The 16,954-nt window shown below is 69.4% G+C and carries 15 protein-coding genes and 1 tRNA gene; 7 read left to right on the top strand and 9 right to left on the bottom strand.

The window, feature by feature from the left end:
- Positions 1–543, bottom strand: a complete 543-nt coding sequence (locus GYB83_RS16285; RefSeq protein ID WP_161896456.1) for a YbhB/YbcL family Raf kinase inhibitor-like protein — start codon at positions 541–543, stop codon at positions 1–3.
- Positions 544–565: 22 nt separating this feature from the next.
- A complete protein-coding gene (locus GYB83_RS16280; protein WP_371865203.1) occupies positions 566–1,906 on the bottom strand; it encodes a M20/M25/M40 family metallo-hydrolase in 1,341 nt (446 codons plus the stop codon).
- 89 nt (positions 1,907–1,995) lie between these two features.
- Between GYB83_RS16280 and GYB83_RS16275 the strand changes: the two genes are divergently transcribed.
- A tRNA-Leu gene (locus GYB83_RS16275) sits at positions 1,996–2,081 on the top strand.
- A gap of 54 nt (positions 2,082–2,135) precedes the next feature.
- On the opposite strand, the gene GYB83_RS16270 is transcribed toward GYB83_RS16275, so the two are convergent.
- The 4 genes from GYB83_RS16270 to GYB83_RS16255 form a co-directional block, all read right to left on the bottom strand.
- The gene (locus GYB83_RS16270) at positions 2,136–3,239 is read right to left on the bottom strand and encodes a saccharopine dehydrogenase family protein (protein ID WP_161896454.1); all 1,104 of its coding nucleotides are present in this window, start codon (positions 3,237–3,239) and stop codon (positions 2,136–2,138) included.
- Positions 3,236–4,162: an acetoacetate decarboxylase family protein gene (locus GYB83_RS16265; protein ID WP_161896453.1), complete on the bottom strand. Its 927-nt coding sequence runs from the start codon at positions 4,160–4,162 to the stop codon at positions 3,236–3,238. The genes GYB83_RS16270 and GYB83_RS16265 overlap by 4 nt, the downstream gene beginning before the upstream one ends.
- 97 nt (positions 4,163–4,259) lie before the next feature.
- Entirely contained in the window at positions 4,260–4,943 is a 684-nt protein-coding gene (locus GYB83_RS16260; protein WP_161896452.1) for a phosphonatase-like hydrolase, read from the bottom strand.
- A gap of 32 nt (positions 4,944–4,975) precedes the next feature.
- The gene (locus GYB83_RS16255; protein ID WP_161896451.1) at positions 4,976–5,719 is read right to left on the bottom strand and encodes a GntR family transcriptional regulator; all 744 of its coding nucleotides are present in this window, start codon (positions 5,717–5,719) and stop codon (positions 4,976–4,978) included.
- Between the two features lie 85 nt (positions 5,720–5,804).
- On the opposite strand from GYB83_RS16255, the gene GYB83_RS16250 reads away from it, so the two are divergent.
- From GYB83_RS16250 to GYB83_RS16230, 5 genes are read left to right on the top strand one after another with little or no spacing between them, the layout of a single operon-like run.
- The gene (locus GYB83_RS16250; RefSeq protein WP_228461534.1) at positions 5,805–7,007 is read left to right on the top strand and encodes a TIGR03364 family FAD-dependent oxidoreductase; all 1,203 of its coding nucleotides are present in this window, start codon (positions 5,805–5,807) and stop codon (positions 7,005–7,007) included.
- Between the two features lie 52 nt (positions 7,008–7,059).
- Complete coding sequence (locus tag GYB83_RS16245; protein ID WP_161896450.1) at positions 7,060–8,094, top strand: 2-aminoethylphosphonate ABC transporter substrate-binding protein; 1,035 nt, start codon at positions 7,060–7,062, stop codon at positions 8,092–8,094.
- A complete protein-coding gene (locus GYB83_RS16240; RefSeq protein ID WP_161896449.1) occupies positions 8,091–9,242 on the top strand; it encodes an ABC transporter ATP-binding protein in 1,152 nt (383 codons plus the stop codon). Before GYB83_RS16245 ends, GYB83_RS16240 begins: the two co-directional genes overlap by 4 nt.
- Entirely contained in the window at positions 9,242–10,120 is an 879-nt protein-coding gene (locus tag GYB83_RS16235) for a 2-aminoethylphosphonate ABC transporter permease subunit (RefSeq protein ID WP_161897548.1), read from the top strand. Before GYB83_RS16240 ends, GYB83_RS16235 begins: the two co-directional genes overlap by 1 nt.
- A 2-nt stretch (positions 10,121–10,122) precedes the next feature.
- Positions 10,123–10,920, top strand: coding sequence for an ABC transporter permease (locus GYB83_RS16230; RefSeq protein WP_161896448.1), 798 nt, complete (start codon positions 10,123–10,125; stop codon positions 10,918–10,920).
- Positions 10,921–10,949: 29 nt separating this feature from the next.
- Here the strand turns inward: GYB83_RS16230 and meaB are convergent, their stop codons facing one another.
- Genes meaB through GYB83_RS16215 form a run of 3 tightly spaced genes read right to left on the bottom strand, consistent with a single transcriptional unit; the run spans position 10,950 to position 16,058 of the window.
- Complete coding sequence (gene meaB / locus GYB83_RS16225; protein WP_161896447.1) at positions 10,950–11,939, bottom strand: methylmalonyl Co-A mutase-associated GTPase MeaB; 990 nt, start codon at positions 11,937–11,939, stop codon at positions 10,950–10,952.
- Entirely contained in the window at positions 11,936–14,176 is a 2,241-nt protein-coding gene (scpA, locus tag GYB83_RS16220) for a methylmalonyl-CoA mutase (RefSeq protein WP_161896446.1), read from the bottom strand. The genes meaB and scpA overlap by 4 nt, the downstream gene beginning before the upstream one ends.
- Positions 14,177–14,180: 4 nt before the next feature.
- Positions 14,181–16,058 (bottom strand): methylmalonyl-CoA mutase family protein, encoded by a 1,878-nt coding sequence (locus GYB83_RS16215; RefSeq protein WP_161896445.1) that lies wholly within the window; start codon positions 16,056–16,058, stop codon positions 14,181–14,183.
- 185 nt (positions 16,059–16,243) lie between these two features.
- Between GYB83_RS16215 and GYB83_RS16210 the strand changes: the two genes are divergently transcribed.
- Positions 16,244–16,900 (top strand): TVP38/TMEM64 family protein, encoded by a 657-nt coding sequence (locus tag GYB83_RS16210; RefSeq protein WP_308469640.1) that lies wholly within the window; start codon positions 16,244–16,246, stop codon positions 16,898–16,900.
- Positions 16,901–16,954: the final 54 nt, after the last annotated feature.

Genomic DNA, 16,954 nt, shown 5'->3' with positions numbered 1-16,954 from the left:
CTACTGCTCGCCGGGGAGTTCGAACACCGCGGTCAGCGTGCCGCGGGCGATCGCGTGCGAGAACAGATTGAATCCGAGGAACGCGGGCGACGCACCGTCCGGTAGGTCGAGGCTCGCCACGTCGACCGCGTGGACGACGAAGAAGTAGCGGTGCGGACCGTGGCCGGGCGGCGGACCGGCACCGACGAACTGGGCCAGCCCGGCGTCGTTGCGCAGGGTCACCGCCTGACTCGGCAGCGCGTTCGAGTCGGGCGCACCTGCACCCGTCGAGAGCGAGGTGATCGACGCGGGGATGTCGGCGACGGCCCAGTGCCAGAATCCGGACCCGGTCGGCGCATCCGGGTCATAACACGTGACGACGAAGCTCTTCGTCTCCGCGGGGAATCCCGACCAGCTCAACTGAGGTGAGACGTCGTCGCCGCCCGCACCGAAGATCGCCGACACCTGCGGTGTCGGCAGGGTGTCGCCGTCGGCGAAGTCGGTGGACGTCAGGGTGATCTCGGGCAGCGCCGGGAGTACCGAGTACGGGTCGAAAGCGGTCACGTGCGTCTCCTTCTCCCCTGCGTCAGCAGTGTCGCAGGAAGTGGTCAAGAACTCTGGTGCCGAACACGATCGACTCTACTGGGACCCGTTCGTCGACTCCGTGGAACAGGGCCGCGAAGTCGAGGTCGGGCGGCAATTGCAGCGGCGCGAAGCCGAAGCAGCGGATGCCGAGCTTGGCGAACGCTTTCGCGTCGGTTCCGCCGGACAGCATGTACGGGACGGTGCGACCGTCGGCGTCGTGGGCCACGACGGCGTCGTTCATCGCATCGACGAGGTCCCCGTCGAACGTGGTCTCGTACGCGTCGAGATGCGTGATCCACTCGCGTGTGACGTTCGGGCCGATCAGTTCGTCGATCGTGGCCTCGAACTCCTTCTGCCTGCCGGGCAGGACGCGGCAGTCGATGACGGCCTCCGCCTGCTGCGGGATCACGTTGGCCTTGTAGCCCGCGGACAGCATGGTCGGGTTGGCCGTGTCCCGGAGCGTGGCCCCGATGATCCGGGCGAGGTTGCCGATCTTGAACAGCGCCGTCTCCAGGTCGGGCGTCTCCGGACTGAAGTCGAGTCCCGTCTCCTCCGACAGGGCGGTGAGGAACTGCGCCACCGACTCGGTCATGACGAGCGGGAACTTGTGGGCGCCGATGCGCGCGACGGCCGCCGCGATCTCGGTGACGGCGTTGTCGGTGTGCAGGAACGACCCGTGGCCCGCGGTGGCGTCGCATGTCAGGCGCATCCACGACAGGCCCTTCTCGGCCGTCTCGACGAGGTACAGACGGCGGACCGTGCCGTCGGGCCGGTCGACCGTCAACGAGAAGCCGCCGACCTCGCCGACGGCCTCGGTGACGCCCTCGAACAGGTCCGGGCGATGCTCGACGAGCCAATGCGAGCCCCACGTGCCGCCGGCCTCTTCGTCGGCGAGGAACGCGAACACGATGTCGCGCGGGGGGACGGTCCCGTCACGTTTGAACTGCCGGGCGAGCGCCAGCACCATCCCGGCCATGTCCTTCATGTCGACGGCGCCGCGACCCCACACGAATCCGTCGCGGACCGCACCGGAGAACGGATGGACGCTCCAGTCCTCCGCCTGCGCGGGCACCACGTCGAGGTGGACGTGCACCAACAGCGCGCCGCGAGTCGGATCGGATCCGGCGAGGCGGGCGAACACGTTGCCGCGGCCCGGCATCCCCGACTCGACGTACTCGGTGGCGTACCCGACCTCCTGCAGTCGGTCGGCCACCCAGCGGGCGCAGTCGGCCTCGCCGACGGTGGTCTCGGACACTCCCGTGTTCGACGTGTCGAACTGGATGAGGCGGCTGACGAGATCGACTACTTCTTCGGTTGCTTGAGGGGTCGTCACACCACCCATTACTAGGCGATTTGGGTTCTCGCGGCAACCTTGGTTATGGTTATGCGGCGCAAGCGAGAGCGAGCGCGACAAACTGAATATTTGAACGAGTCCGAGTGGCGGAATGGCAGACGCGCTAGCTTGAGGTGCTAGTGTCCTATTAACGGACGTGGGGGTTCAAGTCCCCCCTCGGACACTCTTCACAGCAATGAACCCCACCATCCTTCGATGGTGGGGTTCATTGCTGTGTTCAGCGGGTTCGGCGGAGGCCGGTTTCGACGCAGAGTGATTCGAATCCGTCCGGTCCGAGCCCGTCGATCGGCCCGACGACGCCGGGCCGTGCGCCTTCGCCCCTCGCCAACCGCTGGGCGGCGACAGCCATCAGCTCCGCCGTCACCGAGTACGGCGACGGACCCTCGACCTCAACCTCGGCGAGCACCGCACCCGACGCCGAGCGCGCGACGGCGACGGCGACGCTGCGAGTGCGTGCACGTTCGGCCGCGTCGGGGCCGCCTGCCGGGCCGACAGCCGTGGACAGCACCGCGTCCAAGGCCCGCTTGCCCGCCGACGACCGGGCGATCGTCGTGGCCGCGAGCGCACCGAACTGCGTCAGCCGCGCCAGCGACGGGAACCAGCCGTTGAACACGCGGACGTTGCGCAGGTGCGGATGAGTCGCGGGCAGCTGGAGAATCTCGGTGCCCGACGCCAGCACCGCGTTCGTCGCCCTGCCGCGGACGGGGAACGACACGATGTCCTGCGCCATCCGGCGGTCGGCGAGCACACCGTCGTCCAGGACCGTCATCGGCAGCGTGAGGCCGTCGGTGACGGTGGTTCGGGTGCCCTGGCTGAGCCCCTTGCGAAGCGATCCGGTGGCGAAGTAGCCGACGTCGATCGACGTCGCCGTCTCCCCCGCCTCAACGGCTGCGAGATGGCCTGCGAGCATGCCGGGGACGAAGTCGTAGCCGAATGCCGAGAGCATCACGGCGCCCTTCTCCCGAGTGGTCGCATCGTGCCTGCGGACGAGTTCGCGGACGAAGCCGATCTCGCCCGTCGAGTCGATGTAGTGAGCGCCCGCGGCGACCGCAGCCTCGGCGGCCACCCAGCCGACGCGCTCGAAAGGCCCCACACCGGTCACCAGGACGTCACCGGCCGACACGAGGGCGTGGACGCTCGCGGGATCGGTCACGTCGGCCACGGCGATGTCGAGTCCACCGTGGCGGTCGGCGAGAGCCTGCAGCTTGTCCGCGGACCGTCCGGCGAGCACGGGACGAGCCCCTCGCCGGACGAGGGCGTCGACGACGAGGCCGCCGGAGTAGCCGGTGGCGCCGAGGACGACGATCCGCGAGGACCTCATCGGGCGTCTCCCGCCGTGGCGACGGAGATCGGGACGGGCATGTGCAGCGCGGCCTGGGCGCGCGTGGTCACGTCGAGCCGAATGGTGCGGATCGGCTTCAACGAGCGGATGTCGTCGGCCATGCGGCCCTCGCCGAGAGTGAGTTCGACGCCGCGCGGGAAGATCGACGACCCGGTCGCGAGGACATTGGTCTGGTTGAGCGTCGACTGCCAGACGCCGTCGAGGCGGGTGTACGAGGTCAGGCTCCCCACGCGCGTGCCCGTCGCGGCCGACCTCTGGCGCGGCGTGCGTGCACGGAATGCCACGTCGACTCGCCCGTCGTCTGCGGCGACCCGCGCAGATGCCGCGGTGTCGTCGATGTCGACGTCGAGATCGGTGACCCACTTGGGGAATCCGTAGCCGTCATGGCCGCGGACCTGAGCGATGTCGGTGTTGACGGGCAGCGACAGGACGTACGAGTGCAGATGATCGTCGAGGAGGGCGGTCGTCAGGTCGAGAAGTCCCGGACCACCGTGGCGAGCGGGCCGCACCGCGACGCCAACCGCGGCCTCGGTGTAGAAGTCGATGTCGCAGACGTCGTACCTGAAGAACATCACCGATGCGATACCGACGCCGGGAACCACTTCGACGGGGTCGAGCTCGCCCGGTATACGACTCCGGATGGCCGATGTCGGCGCGAGCATCGTCAAGCGCGCCGACGACATCGCGTAGTAGAAGTTCGGCGTGTGTGTCGGGCCGATCGGCGAGTCGACGCGCGTCTTGCGGAGGTTGCGGAAGAAGTCGACGGACGCGACGCGCGGGTCGCGGGCCACCTCGTCGAGATCGGTCTGCATGCGGAAGCGGTCGAACAGACCGCCCGCCGGGACGGCGATCGTCCGCTCCCCGAGTTGGACGTCGACGGTGGTCCTGGATGCTGACGGCATGCTTCGCTCCTCGCGAGACGATAGATGTTTACACTGCTCACACGAGAGCGTAGAGCCCCATGTGAGCAGTGTCAACACTCCGTCGTGAAGTGCGCGGTCAGAGGATGCCGGGGAGTTTCACGATGTCGACGACGCTGTCGAGGACGTGATCGGCCCCGACGGCTTCGAGGGTCTCCGCCGGGGTCTGACCGGTGAGGACGCCGACGGAGATCGCGCCGGCGTTGTCGGCGGCCTGGACGTCGACGGCGGTGTCGCCCGCGGCGAGGACCGCGGCGGTATCGACGACTCCGGTCGCCTCCATCGCGCGGAAGATCATGTACGGCGCAGGACGGCCCGCGGGCACGTCGTCGGTGGTGATGACGGCGTCGAGCACCACCCCGTCGCCTCCCCCCGTCGACCAGCCGAGCGAGGCGAGCAGCGGCACGGCGACGGCACGATCGAAGCCCGTGGTCAGCGCGACCTTGACGCCAGCGGTGCGCAGGCGGGCGATGAGTTCCTCGACGCCGGGGATGGCGCGCGGCGGGTCGATCCGGTACCGCTCGGCGAGGATCTCCTGGAATCGCGCGAACGCGCCGAGGACCTCGTCGCGGCCGAGTGTGACTCCACCCAAGCGGGCCAGGTTCTCGATCGCGGCGACCTTGTCGGTGCCCATCCAGTGCGACAGGTCGGCGTCGGCGACGGTCGCGCCGAGTTCCTCCACACAGCCCCGGAGAGCCTCGTACACGGCTCCGCCGTCGTCGACGGTTGTCCCTGCGATGTCGAATGCAGCGAGCTTGATCATGAAAGGTGCTCTCCTCGGGAGGCGACCCGGCGTCACGCCAGGCGGATGTGGCTCCTGCCGCCGGCGGCGGTCAGGCGATTGGTGATGCTGATGGCGCATTGGCCGGGCACATAGCGGTCCTCCGCGAACTCGATGACGCGTCCGGTGGAGTCCTCGGTGGTTCGACGGACGCGGAGCATCGGCGTGCCCACCGTCATGTCGAGATGTTCGGCGTCGTCGTCGCCCGCGGCGACCGCGTCGACCTCGTGGCGGGAGCTGTACAGGTCGATCCCGCGGTCGAGCATGAATCCGTTGATCGAACCGGAGTCGGGGTCGAATTCCATGAGCAGGCGTCCCACGTCCCACACGAACGACATCCGTTCGAGGACGGCAGGCTCGTCGTCCAGGAATCGTGCGCGCACGATCGTCAGGACGGGATCGCCTTCGGACACCTCGAGACGTCGCGCGAGGTCGGCGTCCGCGCCGTGCCGCGACTGCAGGATGGTGCGCTGGCCGGGGGTTCGTCCCACATCGAGCGCCCATGCGGTGAGCGAGCCGAGCGCGGTGGCCGAGTGGAGAGGGACGCTCGTGCGGACCAGCGGCGGGCGGCCCTGGCCGCCGACGAGCAGCCCTTCGGCTCGCAGCGTGGCGAGCGCCTGACGCACCGGACCTCGGGACACGCCGAACTCGTCGCAGAGGACGGATTCGCTCGGCGCCCGCACCCCTTCCGGCCATCGACCGGTGGAGATGCGCGAGCGGAACTCGTCAGCGAGACGTTGATGAATCGGTGCCGACATGTCGTTGAGTATACAAGTTGACTCGACTTCGCCGAGGACGCGGAATGAACGTGCGGTGAACGGTCCGAACTACCGGAAACAGTAGGTGAACTCGACGACAACTTGTACATACAACGTCTTCTACGAGTTGCGGCCGCCGCTGTCGAGCGGTGGACTCTCCGGTGTGAACACCGAATGTGACGTCCTCGTCGTGGGCGCGGGCATCGTCGGCCTCGGCCATGCGCTCGCCGCGGCCGACGCCGGCCAGCAGGTCATCGTCATCGACCGCGACCGTCGGCCCGTCGGCGCATCGATCCGCAACTTCGGGCACGTGTGCGCCACCGGGCAGTCGGGCGTCCTCCGCGATCTGGCCGTGGGCAGTCGCGAGCGCTGGCTCGACGTCGCGTCCCGCACCGGGCTGTCGGTTCGGACCGGAGCCGGACTCGCTGTGGCCCGCGCCGCGGACGAAATCGCCGTGATCGACGAGCTCGCCTCGACCCGCGAATCCGTGGTCCGGATCGACGCCGCACAGACCCGCGCCGCGCTGGGCGGTGCTGGCGCGAGCGACATCGTCGGCGGTGCACGACTGCTCGACGACCTGCGCGTGGATCCGCGCGTCACCGCGCCGACGATCGCCGCGTGGCTCGCCGAGCGCGACGGTGTGTCGTTCCGGTGGGCCACCGCATACCAGGGCGTCAACGACGCGTCGGGCGGCGACGTCCGAGTCCGCACGTCGCGCGGGACGATCCGCGCGGGCCGCGTCTTCGTGTGCGTCGGACACGACCTGGACTACACCGCGCCCGACCTCGCCGACGACAACGACGTACACCGCTGCGGCCTGTCGATGATGCAGACCGCCGATCCCGGCGTCCGCATCGACCCGGCCGTCCTGACTGCGACGTCGTTCCTTCGGTACGGAGCGTTCGCCGACACGACGGCCGTCGCCGCCCTCGCCGCCCGGATCGACGAGCAGCGCCCCGACCTGCGGGCCGCCGACACGAACATCATGTTCACCCAGCGACCCGACGGCACCCTGCTGATCGGCGACTCGCATCACCTCGACCGCACCCTCGACCCGTTCCTCGACCAGTCGGTCGCCGACCTGATCCGACGGGAGATCGAGACGATCCTGGGTCGTCCGCTCACCGTGATCGGCCGCTGGCAGGGCGTGTACGCGTCCCGCCCGGGCGGCCCCTATCTGACCGCCGAGCTCGCACCCGGCGTCCGGGCCTGCTCGGTGACCACCGGCGTCGGCATGACTGTCGGACTCGAACTGGCCGCCCGGCACGTCGCCGGCGACCTCGCATGACCCATCCCCGATAAGCCCCGTATCCCCTGACAACCCCACCAGAAGGACTCCCATGAAGCGTTTCGTGAAGGCGGCGACCATCGCCGTCGCCGCCGTCTCCCTCGCCTCGGTCGCCGCGTGCGGCGGCACCGGCGGCAGCTCGGACGACCCGAACACCGTCACCCTGTACAGCGCCGACGGCCTCGCCGACTGGTACACCCCGCAGTTCAAGGCCTTCGAAGCCAAGACCGGCGTCAAGGTGAACTACGTCGAGGGCGGCTCGGGCGAAGTCGTCTCGCGCGCCGACAAGGAGAAGTCGAACCCGCAGATGGACGTCATCGTCACGCTGCCGCCGTTCATTCAGCAGGCGGACAAGAAGGGCATCCTCGGCGACACCGTGCCCGCCGACGCCGACAAGCTGCCCGACACCGCGAAGGCCCCGCACTACGTCTCTCTCGCGAACAACTACTTCACGATGATCCGCGGCACGTCGGTGAACCCGAAGCCGCAGTCGTGGAACGACCTCCTCGACCCTCGTTTCAAGCAGCGTATCCAGTACTCGACGCCCGGCCAGGCCGGAGACGGAACCGCCCTGCTCCTGCTAGTCCAGCATGTGTTCGGTGAGCACGCGGGCCTGGACTACCTGTCCAAGCTCCAGACCAACAACGTCGGCCCGTCGGCGTCCACCGGCAAGCTCGGCCCCAAGGTGAGCACCGGCGAGCTCTCGGTCGCCAACAGCGACGTCCAGATGGCGCTCGCCGCGATCGCCAACGACAAGATGGCGTACGAGACCTTCGCTCCGGCCGGTCCCGACGGCAAGCGCACCACGCTCGCACTCCCCTACTTCATGGGCAAGGCCGCCAACGCCCCGCATGCGGACAACGCACAGAAACTGATCGACTTCCTCATGTCGGCAGACGCTCAGAAGGAACTCGCAGGCGCAGCGTTCGGCGTCTCGGCCCGCACCGACATCACCGCGACCGGTCCGAACGCCGACGCCTTCACCAAGGCGCTGGCCGGCGTCGACATCTGGCAGCCCGACTGGACCGACGTCAACAACCGCTTCGACGAGATCGTCGCCGCGTACAACAAGGCGACCGGCCAGTGAGCACGGAGACCGGACGCGCACGCCGGACCGTCGAGGTCACCGGAGCCACGACGTCGACGGGAGCCGTGCCCGCCGTCCGTCTGAGCTCGGTGTCGGTGGCCTACGGCGGAACCGTCGCACTGCAGGACTGCTCGTTCGAGGTGGCGCGCGGCGAGACGCTCGCCCTGCTCGGCCCGTCGGGCTCGGGCAAGTCGACGGCGCTCAAGGCCATCGCGGGTTTCGAGAACGTCGTCGCGGGCCGCGTCGAGATCGACGGTCGGGACGTGACTGCGCTGCCGCCGTCGGCCCGCGGCGTCGGTTTCGTGGTCCAGCAGTACGCGCTCTTCCCGCACATGACGGTCCGGAAGAACGTCGCGTTCGGTCTCCAGGCTCGGCGCACTCCTCGCGCCGAGATCAAGCCGCGGGTGGACGAGGTCCTCCGCATGGTCGGCATGTTCTCCTACGCCGACCGTCTCCCGCGGGAACTGTCCGGCGGCCAGCAGCAGCGCGTGGCGATCGCCCGTGCACTCGCGGGTCGACCCGACCTCCTGCTGCTCGACGAGCCGCTGTCGGCGCTCGACACGCGGCTGCGTCAAGACATGCTCGTCGAGCTGCAGCAGCTCCGGCGCGACCTCCCCGACGTCGCGATCGTCCATGTGACACACGACCAGGCCGAGGCGCTCGCGCTCGCCGACCGGATCGCGCTCATGCGCAACGCCCGCCTCGAGTCGATCGACACGTCCGAGAAACTGTTCCACACGCCGCCGACCGAGTTCGCGGCCACCTTCCTCGGCGGGGCGGACATCCTCCCGGTCCGCGCCGTCGCCGACATCGCGGCGGGTGAGATCGGCGTCCTGGACCACGGTGGACTCCCCGTCCGGGCGCGCAGCGTCGACGGTGTCGCCGCCGACCGTCACGTGGCCCTGGCGATCCGCCCGTGGGCGTGGCGGTTCACTCGGACCTCGCCGTCCAACGGTTTCGAAGTGGAGGTCGACGACGTCCAGTGGCGCGGGTCCACCCGGCACGTCCGGGTCAGGATCATCGCGACCGACCAGCGACTCGGCGTCGACGTCCCCGTCCTCGAGCACGCGCCGGCTCCGGGCGATCGCCTGTACGTGGACGTCGCACCGCACGACGTCCACATGGTCCCCGCGGACAAGAGCGCATGATGAGCACCGCAGTCGCATCGGCGACGCCCGCAGCCACCACGACGTCGGTCGCGCGCCCGACCCTGTCGCGCCTGCGCGACGGAGCCCTCCTCATCGGACCGCTCGTGGTCCTCGCGCTGAGCCTCGGCTATCCGCTCGCGCTCGCCGTGTCGAGGTCGTTCACTGACCGCGACGACAACTACGTCGGCACCCGGACCTGGGCGAACGCCGTCTCCGAGGCCTCCGTCCAGAAGGCGTTCGTCAGGACCCTCGAGGTGTCGGCGCTCTCCACCGTCGGATGCGTGGTCGTCGGCACCTTCGTCGCGTTCGTGCTCGCGTTCATCCCGTTCTCCGGATCGTCGGTCGTCGTCCGCATCATCGAAGCCGTCGTCTCGCTGCCGTCGTTCCTCATCCCGCTGGCGCTCGGCGTGCTCTTCGGGCCCGTCGGAGTGGTCTCGTCGAGCACCGGCCACCGGTTCACGTTCATGAGTTCGGTGTTCGGCGTCGTCCTGGCGACCGTCGCCTTCTACACACCGTTCGTGGTCCGACCGCTGCTCGCCGCGTTCAGCCAGTTCCCGACGGCGCAGATCGACGTCGCGTCGTCGTTGGGCGCGCGGCCGCTGCGGATCGCGTCCCGCGTGATCCTGCCCGCCGTGTGGCCCGCCCTCGCCGCCGCGGCGTCGCTGACGTTCCTGCTGACGCTCAACGAGTTCGGCATCGTGCTCTTCACCGGCGCGAAGGACGTGGTGACGCTGCCGATGCTGATCTACACGACGTCGATCATCAGTTCCGACTTCGCGACGGCCGCCGTCCTCGCGACCATCCAGCTCATGCTGTCGCTGAGCGCCTACCTGCTGTACCGGGCCGTCGTGCGCCGGTTCGACACGACGGGAGCCTGATCATGCTCGTCCGAAGTCGCGCATCGCGCGCCCTGATCTGGCTGGTGTTCGCCCTCGTCGTCGGGGTGCTGATCGTGGCACCGATCCTCGTCACGGCGATCACCGCGTTCGCCGACTCGTGGACGTCGGTGCTCCCGTCCGCGCTGACCACCGACCACGTGTCGGAGGTTCTCGCCGCCGACAACCTGGAGAGCGTGACCGTGTCGGTCCAGACGGCGATCATCGCGTCGGCGATCGCCGTCGCGGTCGGCACGTGGGCGGCCCTCGCCGTCCGCAAGGCTCCGCCACGACTGCGCGGCCTGCTCGACGCCGCCTACCACGTGCCCGTGGCGGTGCCGTCCGTGGTCGTCGGTCTCGCTGTGCTGATCGCGTTCTCCCGTCCACCGGTCCTTCTGAACGGGACACCGTCGATCGTGATCGTCGTGCAGTCGTTGCTCGTGCTGTCGTTCGCGTTCTCGATGGTGTCGGCGGCCGCGAAGTCGCTCGACCCGGCACTCGACCAGGTCGCGGGCTCGCTCGGAGCGTCGGGCGCCCGCATCCTGGCGAAGGTCACGCTTCCGCTGCTCGCCCCGGCGATCGCCGCGGCCGCAGGCCTGTCTCTGGCGCTCTGCATGGGCGAACTCGGCGCGACGATCATGGTGTACCCGGGGTCGTGGCGGACCCTGCCGGTCACGATCTTCACCCAGTCCGACCGCGGCGAGCTGTTCACGGCCGCCGCCAACACCCTGCTGCTGGTCCTGGTGACCGTCGTCATCTTGGGGATCCTCGGCCGGGTCCGCTCCCGCGCCCAGCTCCGCTGATCCGTCCCGCTCCTTGAGCGGGGGATTCGTCAGAACCCCGCGGTCCGGACGATCTGTTCCGCGGCCAGGGTCGGAGTGAGCGAACCGTCGAGGACGCCCGCCTCGACCTCGGCGCGGGCGGCCCGGACGTCGGGAGCGGATTCGATGCGGTGCAGGACGGTCTCCCGCACCATCGTCCACATCCAGTCCACCTGCTGCTGCGCGCGGCGACGCGCGAACTCGCCGGCCTGCGTCAGCACGTCGCGGTGCTTGAGGATGGCGTTCCAGTACTCGTCGACGCCGGTCTTCTCCGCCGCGCTCATGGTCAGCACCGGAGGTGTCCACAGCGCGTCGTGCGGGTAGATGAACCCGAGCGCGTTCCGCAGTTCGCGGGCCGCGGCGCGCGCCTCGTTCACGTGTTTGCCGTCTGCCTTGTTGACGACGACGATCTCCGCGAGTTCCAGGACGCCCTTCTTGATTCCTTGGAGCGAGTCGCCGGTTCGGGCGAGAGTCAGGAACGAGAACGTGTCGACCATGTTCGCGACGCTCACCTCCGACTGCCCGACGCCGACCGTCTCGACGAGCACCACGTCGTAGCCCGCGGCCTCGACCAGCACGATCGTCTCGCGCGTGGCCTTGGTGACACCGCCGAGCGTGCCGGACGTCGGCGACGGCCTGACGTACGCCTCGGGCGCCGCCGACAACTGACCCATGCGCGTCTTGTCGCCGAGGATCGAGCCGCGGGTCCGGGTCGACGACGGGTCGACGGCGAGCACCGCCACCCGATGCCCCAGCGAGATCAGGTGCATGCCGAGCGCTTCGATCGTGGTCGACTTCCCGACGCCGGGGACACCGGTGATGCCGACGCGGAACGACCGCCCCGCGTGCGGCGTCAACTGCAACAGCAGTCGTTGAGCCGCCTCGCGGTGGTCGTCGCGCGTCGACTCCACGAGCGTGATCGCTCGCGCGAGGTCGGCGCGACGACCGGCGAGGACGCCCTCGGCGAGCGCGTCGACGTCGACCGGGCGGTGGCCCGTCATGCGGACCTGGATGCCAGTTCCAGGCCCAGCTTGTCGGCCAGCTTGCCGATGAGGTCGACCGCGGAGTCGGCGATCACCGTGCCGGGCGGGAAGATCGCCGCGGCACCCGCCTCGTACAGTTCGTCGAAGTCGCCGGGCGGGATCACGCCGCCGACGACGATCATGATGTCGTCGCGACCGACGGCGGCCAGTGCCTCGCGGAGCGCGGGCACCAGCGTGAGGTGGCCCGCTGCGAGAGACGAGACGCCCACCACGTGGACGTCGTTGTCCGCAGCCTGTGCCGCCACCTCTTCGGGCGTCGCGAACAGCGGGCCCACATCGACGTCGAATCCGAGGTCGGCGAACGCGGTGGCGATCACCTTCTGGCCTCGGTCGTGGCCGTCCTGTCCCATCTTGGCGACCAGGACGCGGGGACGACGCCCCTCGGCCTCGGCGAACTCGTCGACCACGGCCAGCGCGTCGTCGATGTTGGTCACAGCGTCACCCGCCTCGTTCTTGTAGACGCCGCTGATCGTCTTGATCTCGGCCTGATGACGACCGTAGACCTTCTCCATCGCGTCGGAGATCTCGCCGCCGGTCGCGCCGTGGCGGGCCGCGTCGATCGCGAGCGCCATCAGGTTGTTCTCCATGCCGCCGCCCGACTCGCCCGCCGCCCGAGTCAGCTCGGCGAGCGCCGCGTCGACCGCAGACTGATCACGGTCGGCCCGCAGCTTCTCGAGCTTCGCGAGCTGTTCGGCACGGACCTTCGAGTTCTCGACCTTGAGGACCTCGATCGGCTCGTCGTCGGCCACCCGGTACTTGTTGACGCCGATGAGCGGCTGGCGGCCCGAGTCGATGCGGGCCTGCGTACGCGCCGCGGCCTCTTCGATGCGGAGCTTCGGCAGTCCTTCTTCGATCGCCTTGGTCATGCCGCCCGCGGCCTCGACCTCGGCGATGTGCGCGCGTGCCTTCTCGGCGAGCTGGTGGGTGAGCCATTCGACGTAGTTCGAGCCCGCCCACGGGTCGATGGGGCGCGTGGTGCCCGACTCCTGCTGCAGCAGCAGCTGGGTGTTGCGGGCGATACGGGCGGAGAAGTCGGTCGGCAGGGCGATGGCCTCGTCGAGCGCGTTGGTGTGCAGCGACTGCGTGTGCCCCTGCGTGGCGGCCATAGCCTCGACGCAGGTGCGCGCGACGTTGTTGTAGACGTCCTGCGCGGTCAACGACCAACCCGACGTCTGCGAATGGGTGCGCAGCGACAACGACTTCGCGCTCTTCGGATCAAACTGTGCGACGAGCTCGCTCCACAGCAGACGCGCGGCGCGGAGCTTGGCGACCTCCATGAAGAAGTTCATGCCGATGCCCCAAAAGAACGACAGTCGCGGAGCGAACTTGTCGATGTCCAGACCCGCGGCCAGACCGGCGCGGATGTAGTCGACGCCGTCGGCCAGCGTGTACGCCAACTCCAGGTCGGCCGTCGCTCCGGCCTCCTGGATGTGATAGCCGGAGATCGAGATCGAGTTGAACTTCGGCATCTTCGCGCTGGTGAACGCGAAGATGTCGGAGATGATCCGCATCGACGGCTCGGGCGGATAGATGTAGGTGTTGCGGACCATGAACTCTTTCAGAATGTCGTTCTGAATGGTTCCGGCCAGCTTCTCCGGCGGGACGCCCTGCTCTTCGGCGGCGACGACGTACAGCGCGAGGATCGGCAGCACGGCGCCGTTCATCGTCATCGACACGGAGACGTTGCCCAGGTCGATGCCGTCGAACAGCTGACGCATGTCGAGGATCGAGTCGATCGCGACGCCCGCCATGCCGACGTCGCCCGCGACGCGCGGGTGATCGGAGTCGTAGCCGCGGTGGGTCGCGAGGTCGAACGCGACGGACAGGCCCTTCTGACCCGCCGCGAGGTTGCGGCGGTAGAAGGCGTTCGACTCGGCCGCCGTCGAGAAGCCCGCGTACTGGCGGACGGTCCACGGCTGGTTGACGTACATCGTCGGGTACGGCCCGCGGATGAACGGGGCCTCACCGGGGATCGAGTCGAGCGGGTAGCCGCCGTCGCCCGCGACCGCGTCACGGTCGGCGCGGGTGTAGACCGGCTGGACGTCGATCTGCTCCGGGGTGCTCCAGGTGACCTGATCGGCGGTGTAGCCGTGCGCGGACGCCAGCGGCTCGGTGAGCGTCTCACCCGAGCCGACCTCGGCTGCCGCCGTAGTCAGTTCGACGTCGGCGAAACTGGGAATCATGTTGTCGCTCATGGATTCACGCTCCTGTCGTAAGGGAGTCGAGCAGTTCGGTGAGAACCGCGACGGCGTCGATCCCGACGCGCAGCGATCCGTCGACCCCGTCCGAGGCGGGCCATTCCTTCTCCGGACCGGCGAGCAAGACGCGTCCCACGCCCGCGGCTCGGGCCGCGTCGGCCGCGGCCGGGCCCTCCTCGGCGTACCGCGCTTTGGTGCCGCAGAGCACGGCGATCGACGCCGGGTTCGCGGCCACCGCGTCGGCGACGGTGTCGGGGCTCAGCGGACCCGGATTCACGGCGTCGATGCCTCCCGCAGCGAGCAGATTGGCGATGAAGGTGGTCCGGCCGTTGTGCTCGGCGACCGGGCCGAGCGGCAGCAGGAGGATTCGCGGACGGGCGGCCTGCGCGTCGGCGCGGTCACGCAGCGCTTCGAAGCTGCGCGCCACTCGAGCCAGTCGCGGCGACGCCGTCGGGACGTCGCCCGCGTCCGCCGAACCCGCGGCCAGTGTCGGCTCGCCGAGGTTCGGGAACTCGCTGACACCGGTGATCGGGGCCTTGCGTCGTGCGACGGCCGTTTCGCGTGCCGCGAGGGACGCGTCGATCTGCTCGGCGATCGAGCCCGATTCGAGGGCGGCGAGATAGCCGCCCTGCTTCTCGACGTCGGTGAAGACGCCCCATGCGGCGGCCGCGAGGTCGGACGTCAGCGACTCGACGTACCAGGAACCGCCCGCCGGGTCGAGGACTCGACCGAGGTTCGACTCCTCGAGCAGCAGCAGCTGGGTGTTCCGTGCGATGCGACGGGTGAACGACGACCGCGACGTGCGGGCGTCGACGGGGATCGCGGCGTCGAAGGTGTGGACCGTCACCTGATCGGCTCCGCCGACACCGGCGCCGAACGCGGCGATGGTGCTGCGCAGCATGTTCACCCACGGGTCGCGCTGGGTGAACATCGACAGGTCGGTGACGGCGTGGGTGATCGCGGCGCCCGACTCTCCGGCGCCGAGGACGTCGGCGACGCGTGCCCAGAGCGTCCGCAGCGCCCGGAGCTTGGCGATGCCCGCGAACTGGTCGTCGTCGACGGACACGGCGAACGTCACCTGTTCGAGGGCGGCCGCGGGCGAGCACCCGGCGGCGACGGCGTCACGGACGTGCGCGACGGCGGCGGCGACGATCAGCCCGAGTTCCTGCACGTTGGACGCACCGGCCTGCGCGAAGTCGGACCCGTCGACGCGGAACGTGCGCACGCCCTCGGGAGCTTCGGCGGCCAGTGCCGCGGCGTCGGCGGCCGACACCGTCGGTCGTCCCGAGTACGCGGCGGTGTACGGCGACAGGCCGAGGCTGTGTGTGGTCGCGGCGGTGACGGGGGCCTGTTCGGGCGCGGCCGGAGCCTGCTCGAGCGCGGCCAGGAACGCGCGGGCCGCGTCGATGCCGTCGGCGCCCGCGTCGAGCGTCACCGGCATCAGGTCGAGGTAGACGCCCTGCACGGCCGCAGCGATGTCGGCGGCCGGAACCGACAGCCAGAGGCCGCTCGTCCCGTTGGCCGCAGCGTCGAGGATCGACTCGTTGACGGTGGCGGCGTCCGCCCCGTCGTCGCCGAAGCGCTCGGTGACGCGCCATCCCTGCGTGACGTCGCGGGCCGGATCGGCTCCGCGAACGAACGGGAACGTGCCGGGCGCGCCGACCTCGTCGGCCTCGTCTCGGCGCGTGTACAGCGGCCGCACGGCGACGCCGTCACGCGTCGCGGTCGAGAGCATCGCCTCCGGCGTGTCGGGCAACTCGTCGGCGCTCACGCGGGCCGACTTGGCGAGCACGCCGGCCGCCGCAGCGGTCCAGCGGTCGTACGCCTGGCTCAACTGATCGTCGAGGTCCGGTGCCACCGGGTTCTCACCTGCCGTCATGGTCAGGGCCTTCCGTTCGACGGGAATGGGAACGTGTCACAGAGCACCGTAACCGATCGATCGCTCGGGCGGTCAATCGGCCTGTGATCCACGACGTAGAATGACACTCGATGCGCCCCGATGCACAGGCTTCGCCTCATGCTCAGAACGGACCGGCGTCGGGCGTTCGCACGCAACGACGACGCGTGACCGGGCGTGCCGTCCTCGGGCTCGTCGCCGTGATAGCCGTGCTCGCCGGAGCCTACTTCGTGCCCTTGCCGTCGATCGGCCAGGCCAGGGACTGGTCCGAGTCGCTCGGGCCGTGGTTCCCGTGGCTCTTCTTCGTCGTGTACACGGTCGTGACGATCGGGCCGATCCCACGATCGACGTTCACCGTCATGTCCGGCGTCCTGTTCGGCCCGGTGATCGGCTTCACGGGATCATTGGCCGCGGCCACGGTCTCGGCGGTCGTCGCATTCTGGCTCGCGCGTCGACTGGGTCGCGATCGCGTCCAGCCGTGGCTGTCCAAACCGGTCGTCGCGACCGTCGAGGCGCGCCTAGAACGGCGCGGATGGCTCGCCGTCGGGTCGCTGCGCCTGATTCCCGCGGTGCCGTTCTCCCTCGTGAACTACCTGTCGGGACTCTCCTCGATCCGCGTCGTCCCGTACCTGATCGCGACCGTCCTCGGGTCCGCGCCGGGCACCGCGGCGGTCGTGTTCCTCGGCGACGCACTCACCGGCAAGGCGAATCCGGTGATGATCGCCATGTCGGGCTGCCTGTTCACGATCGGCGTGATCGGCCTGATCGTCGACGCACGCATTCCCGTGACAGACCACCACAATCAAGCCTCACAGCTTGATTAGGATCAAATCAAGCCATATGACTTGATTTGATACCGATCAAGCCCCTACCCTTGA

This window comes from Gordonia spumicola (assembly GCF_009932475.1).
GTDB classification, from domain to species: Bacteria; Actinomycetota; Actinomycetes; order Mycobacteriales; family Mycobacteriaceae; genus Gordonia; species Gordonia spumicola.
This window is presented reverse-complemented; position numbering and strand designations above follow the sequence as displayed.

Coding starts and splice junctions, on each gene's coding strand:
- GYB83_RS16255 (WP_161896451.1), bottom strand. CDS start 5,719: ATGTCGGCACCGATTCATCAACGTCTCGCTGACGAGTTCCGCTCGCGC.
- GYB83_RS16260 (WP_161896452.1), bottom strand. CDS start 4,943: ATGATCAAGCTCGCTGCATTCGACATCGCAGGGACAACCGTCGACGAC.
- scpA (WP_161896446.1), bottom strand. CDS start 14,176: ATGAGCGACAACATGATTCCCAGTTTCGCCGACGTCGAACTGACTACG.
- GYB83_RS16265 (WP_161896453.1), bottom strand. CDS start 4,162: ATGCCGTCAGCATCCAGGACCACCGTCGACGTCCAACTCGGGGAGCGG.
- GYB83_RS16270 (WP_161896454.1), bottom strand. CDS start 3,239: ATGAGGTCCTCGCGGATCGTCGTCCTCGGCGCCACCGGCTACTCCGGC.
- GYB83_RS16230 (WP_161896448.1), top strand. CDS start 10,123: ATGCTCGTCCGAAGTCGCGCATCGCGCGCCCTGATCTGGCTGGTGTTC.
- GYB83_RS16215 (WP_161896445.1), bottom strand. CDS start 16,058: ATGACGGCAGGTGAGAACCCGGTGGCACCGGACCTCGACGATCAGTTG.
- GYB83_RS16280 (WP_371865203.1), bottom strand. CDS start 1,906: ATGGGTGGTGTGACGACCCCTCAAGCAACCGAAGAAGTAGTCGATCTC.
- GYB83_RS16235 (WP_161897548.1), top strand. CDS start 9,242: ATGAGCACCGCAGTCGCATCGGCGACGCCCGCAGCCACCACGACGTCG.
- GYB83_RS16245 (WP_161896450.1), top strand. CDS start 7,060: ATGAAGCGTTTCGTGAAGGCGGCGACCATCGCCGTCGCCGCCGTCTCC.
- meaB (WP_161896447.1), bottom strand. CDS start 11,939: ATGACGGGCCACCGCCCGGTCGACGTCGACGCGCTCGCCGAGGGCGTC.